14 protein-coding genes are annotated in these 17,722 nt (G+C 70.8%); 4 read left to right on the top strand and 10 right to left on the bottom strand.

The window, feature by feature from the left end; all coding sequences use genetic code 11:
• The first annotated feature begins 96 nt into the window (after positions 1–96).
• Both WFJ36_RS07570 and corA read left to right on the top strand, forming a co-directional pair.
• Positions 97–891: an SDR family NAD(P)-dependent oxidoreductase gene (locus WFJ36_RS07570; RefSeq protein ID WP_336643027.1), complete on the top strand. Its 795-nt coding sequence runs from the start codon at positions 97–99 to the stop codon at positions 889–891.
• Positions 892–1,183: 292 nt separating this feature from the next.
• Complete coding sequence (gene corA, locus WFJ36_RS07565; RefSeq protein WP_025104158.1) at positions 1,184–2,185, top strand: magnesium/cobalt transporter CorA; 1,002 nt, start codon at positions 1,184–1,186, stop codon at positions 2,183–2,185.
• Between the two features lie 69 nt (positions 2,186–2,254).
• Here corA and WFJ36_RS07560 read toward each other — a convergent pair whose 3' ends face one another.
• Positions 2,255–4,438: a S8 family peptidase gene (locus WFJ36_RS07560; protein ID WP_336643026.1), complete on the bottom strand. Its 2,184-nt coding sequence runs from the start codon at positions 4,436–4,438 to the stop codon at positions 2,255–2,257.
• A gap of 152 nt (positions 4,439–4,590) precedes the next feature.
• Here WFJ36_RS07560 and WFJ36_RS07555 point away from each other — a divergent pair, with 152 nt between their 5' ends.
• On the top strand, positions 4,591–5,118 hold the full coding sequence (locus tag WFJ36_RS07555; protein WP_071327932.1) for a cytochrome C5: 528 nt from the start codon (positions 4,591–4,593) through the stop codon (positions 5,116–5,118).
• An 87-nt stretch (positions 5,119–5,205) separates the two neighbouring features.
• Here WFJ36_RS07555 and WFJ36_RS07550 read toward each other — a convergent pair whose 3' ends face one another.
• From WFJ36_RS07550 to WFJ36_RS07510, 9 genes are all read right to left on the bottom strand, one after another.
• Positions 5,206–6,948 carry a DUF11 domain-containing protein gene (locus tag WFJ36_RS07550; protein WP_336643025.1) on the bottom strand — a complete coding sequence of 581 codons (1,743 nt, stop codon included), beginning with the start codon at positions 6,946–6,948 and terminating at the stop codon, positions 5,206–5,208.
• Positions 6,949–6,982: 34 nt separating this feature from the next.
• On the bottom strand, positions 6,983–7,654 hold the full coding sequence (locus tag WFJ36_RS07545; protein WP_071327934.1) for a hypothetical protein: 672 nt from the start codon (positions 7,652–7,654) through the stop codon (positions 6,983–6,985).
• 77 nt (positions 7,655–7,731) lie between these two features.
• Positions 7,732–8,325: an exosortase/archaeosortase family protein gene (locus WFJ36_RS07540; RefSeq protein WP_071327935.1), complete on the bottom strand. Its 594-nt coding sequence runs from the start codon at positions 8,323–8,325 to the stop codon at positions 7,732–7,734.
• Complete coding sequence (locus tag WFJ36_RS07535; protein ID WP_071327936.1) at positions 8,325–9,683, bottom strand: glycosyltransferase family 2 protein; 1,359 nt, start codon at positions 9,681–9,683, stop codon at positions 8,325–8,327. The genes WFJ36_RS07540 and WFJ36_RS07535 overlap by 1 nt, the downstream gene beginning before the upstream one ends.
• Positions 9,683–9,907 (bottom strand): LPXTG cell wall anchor domain-containing protein, encoded by a 225-nt coding sequence (locus WFJ36_RS07530; protein WP_071327937.1) that lies wholly within the window; start codon positions 9,905–9,907, stop codon positions 9,683–9,685. The genes WFJ36_RS07535 and WFJ36_RS07530 overlap by 1 nt, the downstream gene beginning before the upstream one ends.
• Positions 9,907–11,004, bottom strand: a complete 1,098-nt coding sequence (gene wecB, locus WFJ36_RS07525) for a non-hydrolyzing UDP-N-acetylglucosamine 2-epimerase (protein WP_256209361.1) — start codon at positions 11,002–11,004, stop codon at positions 9,907–9,909. Before wecB ends, WFJ36_RS07530 begins: the two co-directional genes overlap by 1 nt.
• A gap of 110 nt (positions 11,005–11,114) precedes the next feature.
• A complete protein-coding gene (locus WFJ36_RS07520; protein WP_071327939.1) occupies positions 11,115–13,202 on the bottom strand; it encodes a DUF11 domain-containing protein in 2,088 nt (695 codons plus the stop codon).
• A 103-nt stretch (positions 13,203–13,305) separates the two neighbouring features.
• Complete coding sequence (locus WFJ36_RS07515; protein WP_071327940.1) at positions 13,306–14,739, bottom strand: sigma-70 family RNA polymerase sigma factor; 1,434 nt, start codon at positions 14,737–14,739, stop codon at positions 13,306–13,308.
• Between the two features lie 117 nt (positions 14,740–14,856).
• Positions 14,857–16,452, bottom strand: coding sequence for a DUF5979 domain-containing protein (locus WFJ36_RS07510; RefSeq protein WP_336643024.1), 1,596 nt, complete (start codon positions 16,450–16,452; stop codon positions 14,857–14,859).
• Between the two features lie 525 nt (positions 16,453–16,977).
• Here WFJ36_RS07510 and WFJ36_RS07505 point away from each other — a divergent pair.
• Positions 16,978–17,715: an SGNH/GDSL hydrolase family protein gene (locus WFJ36_RS07505; RefSeq protein ID WP_071327942.1), complete on the top strand. Its 738-nt coding sequence runs from the start codon at positions 16,978–16,980 to the stop codon at positions 17,713–17,715.
• The last annotated feature ends 7 nt before the right edge of the window (positions 17,716–17,722 follow it).

Here is a 17,722-nt window from a genome sequence, read left to right as displayed (position 1 = left end):
CGACTCCCGGCCCCTTCCATGGCAGGAGAGCGCGCGGGCATGAAACCGGCGCGACGGGCGTTGCACCCGGGGCCGCAGCGACACGGAGGAGACATCATGCGCATCGACCTCGCCGGGAAGACCGCCCTCGTCACGGGATCCACCCAGGGCATCGGACTCGCCATCGCCACGACCCTGGCCGACGCGGGAGCACGGGTCGCCGTCAACGGCCGGAGTCCCGAGACGGTGTCGTCGGTCATCGCCGCGCTGCAGGAGGAGAATCCGGACCGGAGCCTCGTCGCCGCGCCGGGTGACGTCACCACGGAGGACGGCGCCGCCCGCGTGCTCGCCGCCACCGGAGACGTCGACATCCTCGTCAACAACCTCGGTATCTTCGGGGCGACCCCCGCGCTCGACATCTCCGACGACGAGTGGCGCCGGTACTTCGACGTGAACGTGCTCGCCGCCGTCCGGCTCATCCGCGCGACCCTGCCCGGCATGAAGGAGCGCGGCTGGGGTCGGGTGCTCGACATCGCGAGCGACTCGGCGGTCGTGATCCCCGCGGAGATGATCCACTACGGGATGTCGAAGACCGCACTGCTCGCCGTCTCCCGGGGCTTCGCGAAAGAGGCGGCCGGCACGGGCGTGACGGTGAACTCGGTGCTCGCCGGCCCCACCCACACCGGCGGCGTGGAGGACTTCGTGTACTCGCTCGTGGATCCGCAGCTGTCGTGGGAGGAGGCCCAGCGCGAGTTCATGCGCGTGCACCGCCCCCAGTCCCTGCTCCAGCGGCTCATCGAACCGGAGGAGATCGCGAACATGGTCGCCTACCTCGCGTCCCCGCTCGCCTCGGCGACGACGGGCGCCGCGGTCCGGGTCGACGGCGGCTACATCGACGCGATCGTCCCCTGACCTTTCGAATCGCGCACTTGGCGGCATCTGCGGCCGGAATGGGGCCATTCGGGCGATTCGAAACGGAGGGGTAAGCTGGCCCCCGGAGAAGCACGGAAAGGCGGTGATGGCGATGTCCGACGATAGTAACGGCGCCGCCCTCGCTGCGTCGCGCTTCCCGGCACCCACGCGTTGAGCTCCTGCTCCGCGTCCGTGCCTCTCGCCTCGCAGTCATCGGCGGCGTCTCCCGCCCCCTGACGAACCCGCACGCGAGACACGCGTCTCCGTGCGCCCGCGAGAACGGAGCCGCATCATGGCGCTCATCGACAACGGCGTGTACGTCCACGGACGTCGCGTGGAGACCCCGAAGAACCTGGACGAGACCTACCGGATGCTGGACGCCGCCGGCGGGATCGCGTGGATCGGCCTGTACCGACCGAGTCCGGAAGAGGTCGCCTCCGTCGCCCGCGAGTTCGATCTGCATCCGCTCGCCGTCGAGGACGCGCTCTCGGGGCATCAGCGCTCGAAGGTGGAGCGTTACGGCGACACGCTCTTCGCCGTGCTGCGCCCCGCCCGCTACCGCGACAAGGAGGAGTCGATCGAGTTCGGTGAGCTGCACCTGTTCATCGGCCCCGACTTCGTGGTGACGATCCGCCACGCGGAGTCGCCGAACCTCGCCGCGGTCCGCCGCCGGATGGAGGCCAACCCGGAGCTGCTCGCGATGGGACCGGAAGCGGTCTTCTACGCGATCCTCGACGAGGTCGTGGACGAGTACGAGCCCGTGGTGGCGGGCCTGGAGAACGACATCGACGAGATCGAGGACCAGCTCTTCGGCGACAGCGACGACGACGCCCTCTCCCGCCGCATCTACGAGCTCTCCCGCGAGGTCATCAACTTCCAGCGCGCGGTGCACCCCCTGAGCGGCATGCTGGAATGGCTGCGCCGCGGGTCGGAGAAGTACCGCATCGACGAGGAGCTGCAGCGCTCCCTCCGGGACGTGCTCGACCACACGATCCGCGTGAACGAGCGCGTCGACTCGTTCCGCGCGATCTTGGAGAATGCCCTGACGGTGCAGTCGGCGCTGGTCGCACGCCGGCACTCGGAGGCCGGGCTCGCCCAGAACGACGAGATCAAGAAGATCTCCTCGTGGGCGGCCATCATCTTCGCACCCACGCTCGTCGGCACCGTCTACGGCATGAACTTCGACGTGATGCCCGAGCTGCACTGGGCGTTCGGCTATCCGATGGCGATCGGGGCGATGGCCGCGTTCGCGGTCGGGCTCTATGGGGTGTTCAAGTACAAGAGGTGGCTCTGACGCGCAGGCGGTCGCGCCGGTTCAGGCAATCGCTTCCGGAAAGCGCCTGAACCGGCGTGGCCGCCTGTCTCACCGCACGGCGATCACGGGGAAGGCCGGCACGTCGCCGGAGGCCGCGGGGATCTGCAGCTGGGCCTTCTCCGCCGAGTCCAGCGTGAGGGTCCACCGCAGCCCGCGGGCCGTCCGCTCGACCTCGCCCACCGACGGCACCGGGACCTCGACGTCCCCGAAAGTCGTCAGATCGATGTCGACGACCGCTCGTCCGCCCGCCGCCCCCGCATTCGCGAGATCGAGGAGGATGAGCGTGTCGTGCGTAGCCCCGGGCTGCGGGGAGAGCTCGACCGAGTAGCCGATCGCCGACTTCGTGTGCACCGAGAACCGGACCGGCGCGGTGGTGGCCGAGGTGTCGCTGCCCACGATCGTCCTGGCCACGACCTCGTAGGTCCCCTGCGTCAGCGGCGCGTTGACGGTCCAGGTGCCGTCGTCGCGCACAGTCACGAACCGCAGGAACGGCGTCAGCTCCCCGTCGCGCACGTGCACCCGGACCCGGGAGCCCGGGACGCCGGTACCGGAGATGGTCGTCGTGGTCGCGGTGACCGTGGCCCCGGTCTTCGGGGTGAGGATGGTCGGCGTGGCCGGGGAGGTGCGGATGACGATGGGGGCACTGGCCTCGCCGGCGATCAGGGTGCTCGGCCCGGCTGGAGCATCCGCGGGGAGGGGGAACACGGTCGCGAACCGTCCCTGCGCGTCGGTCTGCACCGGCATGGTGGCGGTGCCTACGCGGAGCTCGACGGTGCTCCGCGGCGGATGTCCGCTGCCGGTCACCCGAAAGGACTGCCCGGTGAGCGCCACGCGGGAGTAGACCCCGACGGCGGGGACGGAGGCGCCGATGTCGGCGTCCATGAGTCCGGCGCCCACCCGATCCGGTCCCTCGTCGGCGACGCCGTCGGCCGTGGCCCTGATGCGACGCGTGACCTCGTCGGGAGTGAGCGTCGGGTCGGCGGCGAGCATGCGAGCAGCGAGCCCCGCGACGTGCGGCGAGGCCATGGATGTACCGGGGAACAGAGCGTAGATCGAGCCGTCATCCTGGCGAGGCACCGCGGACCAGACCACACCGGGCGCGGTGACGGTCACCTTGCCCGCTCCGTAGTTGGAGAATCCGGCCATGACGACGGTGCCGCTGGTCTCGTCCTGATCGGCGGCGGCGACGGAGATCACGTCCGGCAGTCCGGCGGGGGCCTTCAGGCAGGAGGAGTCGACGGGGCGCGGTTCCGGTGCGCCGTCGTCTGGGCTGAGGACGTCCGTGGTCATGGTGGCGAGGTCCTGCGCCTCGTTGCCCACGGCGGCGACGCTGACCACGCCCTGCTCGTGCGCATAGGCGTACGTGCGGCGGAGGGCCTCCAGGGCGGCGGACTGTGTCTCCTCACCGGCGCACCAGACGTACCAGGGGTCCACGTAGTAGCTGTGGTTCACGACGGGGATGTCGTGTCGGACCGCCCACATCGTCGCGCAGATGCTGGCCTCGGGGTAGATGTGCCCTGCCTGGTTGTCGACCTTGATGGCGGCGACGCGCGCATCCGGGGCGATGCCGCGGATCCCGGAGCCGTTCGCGGCGCCGGCGATGCTCCCTGCCACATGGGTGCCGTGGGCTCCGACGAGCCCTGCGGCCGGCTGCCATGCGACGGGCCGGGTGTCAGGGACGCCGTTGATCCCGCAGCCGACGGAGAGTGCGGGGTCGATGCGGTCGGCGAGGTCGGGATGCCCGGCGTCGATGCCGTTGTCCGCCACCCCGACGACGACTCCGGCTCCGCCGGGGGTCGTCGCGCCGACGGCGACGGTGTCCCACGCGGTGCCCTCCGCGGGCATGGCCTCGGGCTCCTCCGTGCCCCCCGCCGCCGACGCCGCGGGCTCCGGGAGACGGTCCGGCGCGGTCGACGTGCGGGTGGGGCCGACGGACTGCACCCACGGCTGAGCGCGGAGCTGCGTCGCGAACGCCCCTTCGGGCGCCCGGACGACGGTGACCCCGATCTCCGGGTACGAGATCAGCAGCGTCCCTCCCGCATCGGCGATGGCCGCGCGCAGCGTCTCCTCGCTCGGGCCGCCGGGGGCGGTGTTCACGACCCAGTTCAGGGCCGGGGCGTCGGGGGCGACCTCAGCGGCCGCCGGAAGCACGGATGACGGGATCGCCAGGGCGAGAGCGGCACCGACGGCGAGCGCCACGCCGATGCCGCGGGAGAGGGGACGACGGGTCACAGCAGCCTGCCTTTCGAACGCGGCCGGGGGCCGTCGAGTCGGGATGGTCCGGTGAACAAGAGGCGGGTGGGGGCGTTCCGTTACGCGCGGTCCCGATCCGGGTCGCGAAAGAACCAGGGGCCGCGGCGGGCGAGATGCGCGAGACTGGAAGCATGGCGCTCGATCTCCTCCTGTCCCGCATCGTCGAGAGCGGTCTGCTCGAAGACCCCGTGTCCGAGAACGGTCTCGTCTACGGTCGGGCGAGCCTGGATGCCGCCGGCACCGTCGTGACCGTGAACGTCGACCCCGAACTGGAGGGCGACGAGAGCGCGGAGGACCTGGATCCGGACGAGCTCGTCGCGGCCATCGCGCGCGTGCTCTCGATGAGCGAGAAGCGCTGGCGGGCGATCGTCGAGGAGGTCGCGCTCGACATCGAGGATGCGGTGCACGACGAGCCCGTCGTCGAACAGATCGACCTGCGGGACGACCTCGAGGCCACGTCGGTCGTCGTGTTCGCGGATGCCGTGCTGCTGGCGTTCGTCGCCCCCAAGCAGTTCCCGGAGTCGCGCATCCTGGTGCAGCTCGATGAGGAGCTGGAGGTCGACGGCATCGAGGTGCGCGAGCCCGACGGCACCGAGGTCATCGACGTCGACACGCTCGACGAGCTGATGGACCTCATCAGTCGCGCCGACCGCGACTGACCCGCCACACGCGGAAACAGGCGGACGCGCGAGCACAGGCCACCTCCAGAGGAGGGGCCTGCACCCGCGCGTCCGCCTGAGTTCCGGCTAGCGCGCGCTGCCGTAGTAGGTGACGTCAGGGAAGGCGAAGCCGTCGCCGTTCCCGTTCCAGACACCGGTGAAGGTGATCACGACCGTCTCACCCGAGGCGAGGGGTCCCTTCCAGTCGATGCTGTCGCCGCTCACGGTGACGGTGCCGCGATTGGCGGTCACGCTCGACGGGTTCCAGCTGGAATCGTCGAGGATGCCGGCCAGCGCGTACGCGATCTCCGCGTTCGCCGAGTCGACGTTGCCGTTGTTGCCGTATTCCAGCCGGTACGTCACGACCTGCCCGGGCTGCGGGTCGGTCGGGTTCGAGTTGAACGTGTACTGGAAGAACTCGCGCTTGACGGTGTCGGTGTCGGTCGCGCACACGTTCGCGGCGTTCCCGGCGACCACGCAGGCCTGGTTGGTCAGCACCCCGGGAGGCGCCGACTGGTTGACCTTGGCATTCACCTTCAGCGTGACCGACTGCCCGGCCCCGAGCGTCCCGAGGTCGGCGGTCACCGAGCGGCCGGAGGCGCTCACCGTCACGCCCGACGGGCCGCTGCCCGAGACGAAGTCGAGACCGGCCGGGAGCGGGTCGCTGACCACGACGTTCGTGGCTGCGCCGTCTCCGGTGTTCCGCACGACGATGTCGTACGTGAGGTTCTGACCGAGCTTCACATCACCCTGACCGTCGTCCTTGCTGATGGTCAGCACCGGCGTCGTCTTCTTGGTGATGGTGGTGTCGTCCCAGTCGCACGCCTGGTTCGTGGAGGTCGCCACGGCGCACGCGTTGTTGCGCAGGTTCCCGATCGGCGTCGCGTCGCCGACGGTGGCCTTCACGGTGATCGTCGAGGACGCCCCGGGAGCGAGCGACGGGATGGTCCCCTGGACGCGCTGCCCGGTGATCGAGACCGTCCCGGTCGTGCCGGCGGTGTACGCCGCGGTGATCCCGGTGAGCCCGGCAGGCAGGTCGTCGCTGACGACGACGTTGCTCGCCGCACCGGTGCCGGTGTTGCGCACCACGATGTCGTACGAGAGCTGGTCGCCGATCACGGCCGAGTCGCGGTGGTCGTTCTTGTCCACCGTCAGCGCGGGCGCCGTGGGCTTGTCCACATCGATGTCGATGCTGTGCAGGTCGCTCGGCACCTTCGTCCACGTCGGCACGAGTCCGAGGAACGCGCCCTTCGAGCGCATGCTGAGCTGGAACTCGACCTTCGAGACCGTGCCGGTGACCTGGACCGTGCCGGTCTTGGCGGCGAAGGAGGTCGAGGTGATCGTGTTCGATGTCACATCGAGGTTCCCGCTCACAGCGCGCAGGCTCACCCCGGAGGTCTTCAGCGTGTACTTCGCCGAACTCTGCACCACGCCGCCGAGGGAGTAGACGTCACCGCCGAGGTTGGCGAGGGTGATCTTCGGGTTCGTCACCTTCTGTCCGAAGTCGATCACGACGTTCCCGCGGACGCACTCGATGCCGTTCTTGCAGGGGTATCCCTCGTTGAGGCCGATGACGTTGAGCCCGAGCTCTCCGCCGTCGCGGACCGTGGCGAGGTTGACCACGTTCCCCGAGCTCTTGATCTGCACCTTGTCGGTGGTGGTGATACGGGCCGTGGCGCCGGCGGCCGACGCGGTACGGGTGTCTCCCGATCCGCTCCAGCCGTTGACGTCGGCGGCCGAGGCGGCGGGGGCGCCCGCGAGGGCGCCCGCCGCCAGAGCGGTGAGCACCCCCACGGTCAGCGCACCCCGAAGAAAGGATGTCTTCTTCACAGGTCTCTCGTCCTCCGTCTCTGTCCGGCGCCCGTCACCGGGTCGCCGAGGAACGACGGCGCAGTGCGAACGCGCCCGCGGCTCCGACCGCGATCACCCCGGCCCCCGCGAGTCCGACGGTCGGATCGGCCACCGGCACCGCAGCACGCTCGGCGAAGCTGTGGCTGTAGTTGTACGTGAAGCGGTGGTCGTCGGTGAAGACACCACCGGTGTAGAGCACCGTGGCGTTGTTGGTGATCTGCGGACCCCAGTAGTCGGCGTCGACGGTGAACGTCGCCATCGGCGTGACGGCTCTGGTGCCGCCGTCGTGCGCGACGTTGAAGGTCCAGACGACATTGCTGCCGATGAGCTGGCCTCCACTGGTCGCCGACACGAAGGTCGTGTGCTCCGGCACCGGCAGGATCACCTTGTAGACGCCGTCGATCTGCTCGTCGTTGACGAGCTGCACGATCGCGCCTTCCTTGATCTCCGATCCCGGCGTCACGCCCGTCGCGGCCGTCTGGGTGGCTCGACCCAGGTAGCCGCGCGTCGAGACCTGACCGTCGAGGTCTTCCGTGCTGCGGACCGAGGAGACCCCGCCGCTGGACGTGGTGCTCGGGGAGTCCGGCTCGTCGGCGGCCATGGCCCCCTGCGCGCCGAGGATCGAGCCCCCGACGATCAGCAGGCCGACGCCGGCGCTGCATGCGGTCTTGAGGATGCTCTTCATGATGAGCCTCTCTTCTTGATGTGGACACGACGAGCAGAGTGCTTCGCCGCGGATGAGACAGAGACGATGACGGACGATTACGCCCGTGCGCGGCGGGAATACCGGCGCTGCGGTGCGCGGACGCCGATGATGAGGAGCATCACGACGAGTCCCACGACGTAGCCGAGCACGCCGACGAGCGATCCCACGAAGACGTGACTCACCTTGTATCCGGGATCGAGGCCCCAGGTCTGCGTGGCCCAGCCGATCAGCACGAGCCGCAGCATGTTGACCGCGAAGACGATGCCCCACATCGCCGCGAGCCCGCCGAAGAGCCGGCTCCACCGCACGCGGGTGAAGGCGAGGATCACCGCCGCGACGGCCGTGAGCGGGAGTCCGATCAGCAGCGTCGTGCACTCGACCGTGACCTGCAGGGCGATCAGGTCTCCGGTCGGGGTCCACACGAGGTAGTGCTCGCCGATCGCTGCACGCTGGCCCTCGACGAACGGCGAGAGCAACCACGTCGCGACGACCGCCTCGATGGCGCGGAAGGTGGTGTTGACCGCCAGGAGCGCTCCCCCCGCCGCGAGCATCAGCAGCGCCACGACCACGCGCGCGGCACGGTTCGGCGGCGACACCCGATCCAGCCGACGGGCGCGGAGCAGGGGCAGGGTTTCGGTGACGGTGGTCATCAGGCCTCCACGGCGACGGATCCGTTGACGACGACGTGGGCCTCCGCATTGCGGCGTGTCTTGGCCCAGCCGTTCTTGCCCCGGACGATGCGCAGGAACGCCCGCGCGATGCAGATGTACATGTAGTAGACGTAGAGCCACACCCCAAGCCCCCACCCCAGCGCCGTCAACCAGCTCGCCTGGGGTTCGCAGCGGATCTTGTAGACGAACCCCCAGACGGCGAACGGGGCGACGGAGAAGGCGAACAGCAGCCCGAGGACGCCGAGGGTGTCGCCGAGCGCGACCCGGAAGAGCTCCGGCTGCTGCACCCAGTACCCGACCTGAGCTCCGAACAGGATGAGGAACGAAAGTCCGCCGAGCATCTGGAGGAACGGCAGCACGAGGTAGTACACCGTCTCGATGACCCCGGCGTTGTCGACGTACGGCGACTTCACCACCTCGCGGATGTACTTGACGCACTGGATGTTCCCCTGTGCCCACCGGGTGCGCTGGGTGAGCAGGCGGCGGATCGACGGAAGCGCCTCCTGGTTCACGTGCGTGTCGTAGACGTGGCGGACCTGGTAGCCCGCCAGCACGACGTGCACGCCCAGCTCGTAGTCCTCGAGCAGGGCGCCGTGCCACGGTTCGCCGAACGTGTCGCCGATCGCGTCGAGCACGGAGAGCCGGGTGAACTGCCCGTTGCCTCCCAGCCCGACCGTCCCCGTCTTGGCTCGCAGCGACTGCATCGCGGCGATCGTGGTGCGGAACTCGAGATCCTGCATCCGCAGCAGGAACCGCGCAAACATGTTGGCGAACCGACCACCGTGCGGGTACGGCTTCGGGTCGTCGCGATTCTTCATCCACACCGCGATCTGCGCCGCCCCCACGCTCTCGTCGCCGAAGATGTCGTCGGCCGCGCAGATCTCGAGGGCGTTGGGTTCCATCTCGCCGTCCGCGTCGATGACGACGACGACGATCCGATCATGATCGGCGTCGGCGGGAAGCCAGGCGAGGAGCTGATGGTAGGCGGCGTTGAGAGCGTCGCCCTTGCCGGTCCGCGCCTCGGGCCGCCGTCGCTGGACGAGATGCACGTGCTCGTCGGCATCGGCCCAGCGCGTGACGATCGCCGCCGTGGCATCCTCGCTGTCGTCGTCGATCACCCAGACGTGGGCCCCGGGGAAGTCCCGCCGCGCCCGCGACACGGTGGTGTCGATGACCGCCTCCTCGTCCCGACACGGGATGAAGAAGTGCCATTCGAAGTGCGCCGGGTCACCGGGAACGGTCTTCGGATAACGCAGATAGGGGATGAGGATGAACAGGACGTACGTGACGAACGCGACGCCGAGCAGGACCGTGAACGCGTTGAGCACCGGGAACATCAGGGAGTCCTCCCCTGCACGGGGTCCTCTTCCGGTGCGACGGATCGGCGGATCGGGCGAGGAGCCGGCGACGATCGTCGCAGCAGGCGGGTGCGCAGGAGCAGTCCCGCCCCCACGGTCACCGCGATCCCCGCCGCCATGACCACGGTCGTCATGGATTCCGGCCCGGTGGCGGCAAGGGCGCCGACCGTGGCGAGCGGGGTGGTCAGGGCGTTGCTGTACATCAGGACTCCTCGGTACGGGACGGGACGACGGTGGTGCGGATGTGCGCCGCGATGCGCGCAGTGGCCTGGCCGTCACCGAAGGGCGACGGCACGGTGGCGAGTCGGGCGAGGGTCGGCTCCACCGCATCCAGCAGGGTGGCTGCCGCAGCGGCGAGCTCCTGCGGTGAGACCAGCTGCGTGAAGGAGCCCAGCGCCTCGGGGCGCTCGGTCGAGTCCCGGACGACGAGGACGGGGCGCCCGATCACCGTCGCCTCCTCCTGGATGCCTCCGGAGTCGGAGACCAGTAGGGCGGCATGCGCGGCGAGCGCGAGGAACCGCTCGTAGGGGAGCGGCTCCTCGGCGATCAGCGCGTCCAGGAGATGCGTGGCGTCCAGCGTGGTGAGCATCGCCCTGGTGCGCGGGTGCACCGGGAACACGACGGGCCACCCCGATGCCGCGATGGCATTGAACGCACGGAGCGTGGCCAGGAGGTTCTCCGGGGTGTCCACGTTCTCCTGTCGGTGCACGGTCGCGAGGACGTAGCCTGCGGGAGTCAGTCCGAGCTCGGCGAGCGCCTCGGCATCGCCCTCCGCCCCGGCGCGCTGCGCACGCACCGCCTCCACCACCGGGTTGCCGGTGACCAGGATGCGCGCATCATCGATGCCCTCGGCGAGGAGGTTGGCGCGGTTCGCCTCGGTCGCCGCGAACAGGTCGTCGGCGATGTGGTCGACCATCACCCTGTTGTGTTCCTCTGGCATCCGGCGATCGTTCGCCCGGAGTCCTGCTTCGACGTGCCCGAGGCGGACTCCGGCGGCGTTCGCGGCCAGAGCGGCGGCGAAGGTGGCGTTCGTGTCCCCCTGGACGACGACGTACCCCGGCTCGAAGCGCGTGATGGCCTCGGCGATCTGCTCGGCGGCGCGGCCGATCTGGGCGGCCCGCGGGAGACCTCCGACGTGCAGCTGGAGGTCGACCCGCTCGATCCCGCAGGCTCGGAGGAACACCCGGGACATCCCCGGGTCGTAGTGCTGACCGGTATGGACGACGAAGGCGGCGTCTCCCAACTCCCGGACGAGGGGGGCGAGCTTGATGATCTCGGGACGGGTCCCGAAGACGATCATGACGGAGCCTTTCGGCAGCGGAACGGACGAAGTGGACTGTGAGAAGTGCATTTCTGGGTACCTCGATCAGCCCCCGGAGGGAGGTCCCCCGTGGCTGACGCGATCAGTGGTTATCGGTGGGTCGCGCGACGCGCGGAGACGATGAGGAGCAGAGCCCCACCTGCCAGCAGCGCGATCGCGGGGAGGACGGAGAGCGGCGTGCCGCCGGTCTGGGCGAGCCCTGCGGCCGCAGGGGCACGGACGACGGTCGCCGCGCACGACCACTGCGCGTCGTCCGCGCAGGCGTGCGCCGCCGACAGCGGCGGCAGCGCGGGGAGGCCGGACAGATCGCCCGGGACGGCGATCCCGGCCTGGACCGCTGCCGCCCGCAGACCGGCGATCATCGACTCGTCGTAGGCCACGGTGGCGCGGTTGACGATGGTGCCCTCCGCGTCGCGCGGCAGCTGGGCACGCAGGGTCATCGTGGCAGACTCCCCTGGTCCGAGCTCCGGCACCACCCAGCCCACGCGGTCCTGCACGGCGACGCCCCCGGCCGAGGCGGCGATGAACCGTGCGCCGTCCGGGAGGTCGTCGACGACGGGGATCTGGGCCGCGGTGCCGGGGCCGACGTTCGACACGGTGATCGTGTAGTCGAGGATGGATCCGGCGACCGCCGCGGATTGCGCGACCGTCTTGTCGATCTCGAGCGAGGCGAGCGCGGCCACCGCGGTCAGGGCGCACGCCTGCCGCGGGTCGTCGGGGCACGGCGTGGTCACCGTCGGCGCCGGAGTCCCGGCGGGCGCATCCGCAGGGTTCTGCACGGTGGCGCGGTTGAGGAGCTGCGCCTCGTCCCGGCCTCCCGGGGTCGTTCCGGTCACGTGCAGCGCGACCTCGCCCCCGGCGGGCACCTCGGGCAGGGTCCAGCGGACGGTCCCGTCGGCGACCACGCCGCCCTGATCGGCCGAGACCGCGGTCAGGGCAGGCGGCAGGAGGTCGGTCACCGGGACGTCGGTCGCCGGACCCGTGCCGGCGTTGGCGACGACGAGGGTGTACGTCAGCACCTCGTCGTGGCCGGCGACCTGCTTGTCGACCGTCTTCGCGAGCGACAACGCCGGCAGGGCGGCGACCGTCGTGGCAGCGCAAGCGGCACCCGCGTCGTCCGCACACGGCGTCGCCGACGTGGGTGCGGGCGTCTCGGCCGCGGCATCGGCGGGGTTCTTCACCACGGCGCGATTGACGAGCGTGCTGCCCGCACCCGCGCGATCGACCGTCCCGCGGACGTGCAGCGTGCTCGTGCCGCCGGCGGGGAGGGAGTCGATCGTCCACGTGACCGTGCCGTCCGCGACGACGCCGCCCTGATCGGCCGTCACATCACGCAGCCCGGTGGGAAGGGTGTCGGTCACGGGCACCTGCCCGGCGTCCGCCTCGCCGGAGTTCCGGACGGTGAGGGTGTAGTCGAGGGTGTCGCCGGGCGCGGCGGCCGCCTTGTCGACGACCTTCGCGATCGAGAGACCGGCGAGCTTCGGGTCCGGTGTGGCGGTGGCCGTGATCCCGAGCGCGTAGCCGTCGGTCGCGGTCGTCTGCGTGCCGCCGAGGGCGAAGCGGGCGACGTCGAAGACGATGCGCGTGATCTGGGTGCCCGGGACGGTGAAACTTCCGCAGCCCCCGGGGCGCGAGGCCGCGGTGCAGGAGATGCGGAGGTCGCCACGGACGTACCCGTCGCCTCCATCCACGAAGGTCGCGCCGTCGGAGACGACCGCGCGGGTGGCGCCGCCGTCGGCGGAGGCGAAGCGCATGCCGTCCGCGATGGCGATCCCGGTACCTCCGGTCCCGGCGCCGAACTCGGCGATGTGGATGGCGGGGTCGTCGACGGGGCGGTCGAACGTGATCGTGAGCTGCCCCTCACCGCACCGCGACGCCGTGCCGCAGTTCGCCTTCGAATGCACGTTGAGCGTCGCGAGGTCCTTCGCCGAGACGCCGGGGGCGTACATCGCGTCCGTGCCGCTCCAAGAGCTCAGCGTCTTGCCCTCGCCCCCGAAGATGCGCGAGCCACCCGACAGTGTCGCCGTGGCGACCGTGCCGTCCGGCAGCGTGAACCTGCCGGTGTTCGCGTCGACGATGGTCGCCGCTCCCGTCGCAGCGGTCGCGGGGGCCGCAGCGACGACGGCACCGAGGGCGAGCAGCAATCCGAGCACGAAGGCGCCCGATCGTTTCCTCATGGCGGTGTGATTCCAATCTCGATCTCTTCATCCGCTGGTATCCGGAGATGGCGAACCCTTATGGGACAGCACTGCGCGGGGGTTATTACGCGCGGTCCAAAATTCAATCCACGATGACCACCTCAGCTATCGCGCCCCCGGAGACTCCGGCGATGTTGGACTGCGCGAAACTCAGGGTCACCGCGGTCCCTGCCGGGACCGGGTAGGCGTCGACCTCGAAGCTCGCCTGCCACCGTTCGTTCGCCGCGCAGGTTCCCGCCGCGAGCGTGGCGCCGTACGCGGACACCGTCAGGTCGGCGCCCGCCTCGCAGGCCACGGTGACAGACAGGAGCTTGGTGCGTGAGACCTGGCCCGGGACGGAGATGAGGACCGGCGGACTCGGCACGGTCGCCTCAGGAACCGGGTCCGGCGCCGGCTCCGGATCCGGATTCGCCGGAGGCTCCGCCGGGGCGGGCGGCTCGGATTCCACCGGAGGCTTCGTCGTCTCGACGGGCGTCGCCACCGGGGCGGGGGCCGCCGAGGGCGATGCCGTCGGGGTCGGCACGGTCCACGTCACGACCTGACGGGCGGCGGGGGTCGCGTCCACCGCGGTGCCGCCAACGACGGTGGCGACGACGCTCGCTGCCAGCGTCGTCGTGGCGACCGCGGTCACGATGGCGACAGTGGCCTTCGCCGCGGCGATGCCCGCGACCGGGGCAGCGATCGCGGGCGGCAGCGGTGCGGCGCTGGCGGAGAGTCCCGCCGAGGTCAACGACTGCCAGATCTGCGCGCCCACCCCCACGGCGATGCCGGCGGGGAACAGGACCGACAACATGCGCGAACTGGCGTGACGGGCTTCGTCAGCCTTCGCGCGGCACTCGGCGCACTCGTCGAGGTGGGCGTGCACGCGAGCGGTGTCTCGAGGGGTGAGTCGCTGGCGGGCGTGCGCGCCCAGCTTCCCCATCGTCCACTGGCACTCTCGCGATGCCGGCGGACGGCTGGCGACGTGCGCGGTGATCCAGGCCTGCCGGAGCCCCTCTCTGGCCCGGAAGGCGAGGACCGCGGCGGCTCGCTCGCTGATGTCGAGGCGCTTGCCGATCTCGTGCATCGAGAGGTGCTCGACCTCGCCGAACCACAGCACGTCCTGCCAGCGCTCCGGCAGGGCCAGGATGGCCTGGGAGACGAGGGAGGCGTCGAAGTCGGCGTCCGCGGCGGCGTCGGTGCTGTTCGGATCCTCCACTGCCTCGATGTACTCGATCGGCACTTCGCGACGGGCACGCCCCCAGCTGATGGCGAGGTTGCGCATGGTGGCGAACAGGTACGGCTTGAACGCGGCCGTCGGACCCTTCCCTGCCTGGATCGCCTGGTAGATGCGGGTGAACGACTCCGCGACGAGGTCGTCGGCATCGGCCGACCACCAGTAGCTGCGCGCCACAGCCGCGGCCGCGGGTGCGTACCGCTCCCACAGTTCCGCATAGGCCTGCTCGTCCCCCCCACGGACGCGGTCCAGCAGATCGGCATCGCGTTCCCTCTCTTCGTCTCTGCGTTCGTCGCTCATGGTGTTCCCTTCCCCCAGGGCATCAATCGGCGAGGTGACAGACCTCGCCCGTGCGTTCTCGCGCCGATGCGGGGTGCGGCCGACAGACATCGGCAGCACCCCGCACGGCACGTGCGATCAGTGGTTGCCGCGGCGTGCGCGTCGCGCGGCCGCCAGTGCACCCCCCATCCCCAGCAGCAGCACCCCGGCGACCAGACCCGTGACCGCGATCTCGCCACCGGTCGACGCCAGCGATCTGCCCGGAGTTCCCGGCGTGGTGGGCGTCGTCGGAGTGCCCGGCGTCGGCGGCGTGGTCGGAGTGCCCGGCGTCGGCGGCGTGGTCGGAGTGCCCGGGGTCGGCGGCGTGCTCGGCGTCGGCGGCGGCACGACGGACACCGGGTTCTGCACACTCACGGCGACGGTCTCGTCCCCTACCGTGAACCGCTCCGGGCTGATCGGCGGCGTCCCCCAGGCGATGCCGGCCACCGACTCGGGCGCGCGCTCGCGGACCGTGACCTCCGCACCGACCGGCAGCGCCGGGCTCGTCACCGACGATCCCGCCTCGAGCGTGAGCACCCCGGACCCCGCCGGGAAGCCCCGGCCCGCCGGATACGCGTACTCCAGCACGTACCGGGTCTCGGCAGGGATCCGCTCGGTCGCGGCCGCCTCACCGGCGAGGGTCTTCAGCGCCGTGAACCGCCCGACCCGCGTGCCGTTCCCCGTCCCCGAGCCGCCGTGGCGGGTGACCTCTGACGTGACCGTCGACGAGGTCTCGGTGCCGACCCGGATCTCGGCGGCGTTGCGGTAGCTGCCGGCTGCGCCGTCGTCGGTCACGCGCGAGAGGTAGTGCACGTTGTAGAAGGCCCCCTCGCGGGCGGTGAAGGTCACGGTGGTGCCGTCCGCGGAGACGGTGTAATCGGAGGCCGGGACCTCGGTGATCGGCCCCGGCACGACCAGGCCGCTGGGGAGCGTCTCCAGCCCGGTGGCCACCCAGAGCGACGGGTAGCGCTCGCCGGCGGCGGATTCGCGCAGGAGCTCCTGATCCGGACCGATGACGTCGGTGACGACGACCTCTTGACCCGCGACCATGCCCTTCGCTCCCGCACCGACGGCGACGTCCCAGGCGATGGTGTCGGACGAGTTCTGATACTCCCCGCTCTTGAAGTTGGTCCGACCGCGGAAGTCGCAGTCCGTCGAGCAGGCGAAGGGGTCCGGTTTCACGTCCACGGCGGCCGTGACGTCGCCGAAGTCATAGGTGACCGTGGTGGTCTCCGTCACCTCGGTGGTCACGGTCACCCAGAAGGAGAAGCCCCCGGAGAGACCGACGGGGTGCTCCTGCAGGTACGTGCTGTCGATGTCGCAGACGAGCTGGGTGGCGGTCGCCACGCAGCTCCCCGCCTCCTGGTCATCGGCGTCGAGCAGCGGGAACGCGTCGGGCAGCCCGCGGAGATCCTCGGGGAGATCGACGACGAACCCGGCCGGTGCCACCGGGTTGTCCGGCAGGGACCAGGTGCCGGTGAGCTCGGCCTTGGTACCGCTCGCGACGGCCTTCTCCGTGAAGGCGAGCGACGACACCGCGGCGCTGGTCGTGTACGGCGGTGCCGCCGTCGCGACGACGGGCGCGAGCAGGGCTCCGACGATTCCTCCGACGATCGCGACGAAGGCCGCGACGCGGCGGGCGACGCGGCTCCTCCGTCCCGAGCGGGGTCGGACGGGTGGCAAATGGGTCAGCATGTGTTCCTCCGGTGACAGCCGCGCGCACGCGACGTGGGCACGGTCGAAGATGAGACACGGTGAAGCCCGGCGTACTACGCGGACTCCGCCGGATTGCGGATCTCGACGACGCACGCCGCGCGTCTCCACGCCGCACGGAGCGGCGCACCCTTGCTCGCGGCGATGCCGCGGAGCTCTCCCCCGGCCCGCAAGGTTCCCCTCCCTCAAACGGGCCGCGAACGACGGTACCCCTCATGCGGCGGGTCGCCGGTGTTCGCAGCCGCGCGTATATCGGCGTTCCGGAATGGGCCGACGGAACGTCTCCCGGACCGGGGATGTGCGGCGGGCCGGGGGAGCAGCCCGCCGCACGAGGGACTCGATTTCTCCACATCGTCTGGTTGGGGATTCGACGATGTCCTGGGCCGCGGATCCCGTCCGCGCTCACGTGCCCAGCCTCGCCCCTCGGGAAACAGGACGGGAACGATGCCAGGGCATTACGCCGCCCTGTCCGGAAGCAGAGCGCTGGCGGCGGATAAGCTCTGAGACGTGCCGATCGCCCCCTCCGCCTCCTCCGCCACCGCGTCCGACGACCTGAGCCGCCTCGCCGCCGCCCTCCGCGACCCCGCACCGCTGAACTGGGTCATCACCGGCGACTCGATCACCCACGGTCTGGTGCACACCCAGGGTGGGCGCAGCTACCCGGAGCACCTCCACGAGCTGGTCCGAGGCGAGCTCGAGCGCGTCCGGGACATCGTCCTCAACACCGCGATCAGCGGCAACCGGATCGTCGACATCCTCGACGACTGGGAGCGTCGGGTCGCGGCCTGGCAGCCGGATGTCGTGACCCTCATGGTCGGCACCAACGACGCCTCCGACGGCGGACCGCGACCGGTCATCTCGCCAGAGGACTACGCCGCGTCTCTGCACGACTTCGTGCGCCGGGTACGCGGGCTCGGCGCCATCCCGGTGCTCCAGACGCCGCCCGCCATCGACGTCCGCAATGCGCCGGAGCGGGCGCGGATCGCCGACTTCGCCGAGGCCGTCCGCCGGGTCGCTTCCGCGGAGGACGTGATCCTCGTCGACCAGCACGCGCACTTCGCGGAGCTGGGGAACGGCGGCGTGCCGTGGGGCCTCATGAACGACCCGTTCCACCCCAGCGCGGTCGGGCACGCCGCCCTCGCTCTGGAGCTCGCCCGCGTGCTCGGCATCGCGCCGGAGGGCCCCCGCGCCCGTACGATCGCCCTTCTGGAAGGCATGGTGGGCACGGCCCGCATCTTCGGCTGAGAGGCCC

This window comes from Microbacterium sp. MMO-113 (genome assembly GCF_037148555.1).
Classification (GTDB): Bacteria; Actinomycetota; Actinomycetes; order Actinomycetales; family Microbacteriaceae; genus Microbacterium.
The sequence above is the reverse complement of the archived record's forward strand: the minus strand, read 5'-3'. Positions and strand labels throughout refer to the sequence as shown.

Bases quoted from the DNA above. Each gene is read 5' to 3' on its own strand.
- WFJ36_RS07540 (WP_071327935.1), bottom strand. From the start codon at position 8,325: ATGACCACCGTCACCGAAACCCTGCCCCTGCTCCGCGCCCGTCGGCTG.
- corA (WP_025104158.1), top strand. From the start codon at position 1,184: ATGGCGCTCATCGACAACGGCGTGTACGTCCACGGACGTCGCGTGGAG.
- wecB (WP_256209361.1), bottom strand. From the start codon at position 11,004: ATGATCGTCTTCGGGACCCGTCCCGAGATCATCAAGCTCGCCCCCCTC.
- WFJ36_RS07545 (WP_071327934.1), bottom strand. From the start codon at position 7,654: ATGAAGAGCATCCTCAAGACCGCATGCAGCGCCGGCGTCGGCCTGCTG.
- WFJ36_RS07570 (WP_336643027.1), top strand. From the start codon at position 97: ATGCGCATCGACCTCGCCGGGAAGACCGCCCTCGTCACGGGATCCACC.
- WFJ36_RS07510 (WP_336643024.1), bottom strand. From the start codon at position 16,452: ATGCTGACCCATTTGCCACCCGTCCGACCCCGCTCGGGACGGAGGAGC.
- WFJ36_RS07520 (WP_071327939.1), bottom strand. From the start codon at position 13,202: ATGAGGAAACGATCGGGCGCCTTCGTGCTCGGATTGCTGCTCGCCCTC.
- WFJ36_RS07530 (WP_071327937.1), bottom strand. From the start codon at position 9,907: ATGTACAGCAACGCCCTGACCACCCCGCTCGCCACGGTCGGCGCCCTT.
- WFJ36_RS07555 (WP_071327932.1), top strand. From the start codon at position 4,591: ATGGCGCTCGATCTCCTCCTGTCCCGCATCGTCGAGAGCGGTCTGCTC.
- WFJ36_RS07515 (WP_071327940.1), bottom strand. From the start codon at position 14,739: ATGAGCGACGAACGCAGAGACGAAGAGAGGGAACGCGATGCCGATCTG.
- WFJ36_RS07535 (WP_071327936.1), bottom strand. From the start codon at position 9,683: ATGTTCCCGGTGCTCAACGCGTTCACGGTCCTGCTCGGCGTCGCGTTC.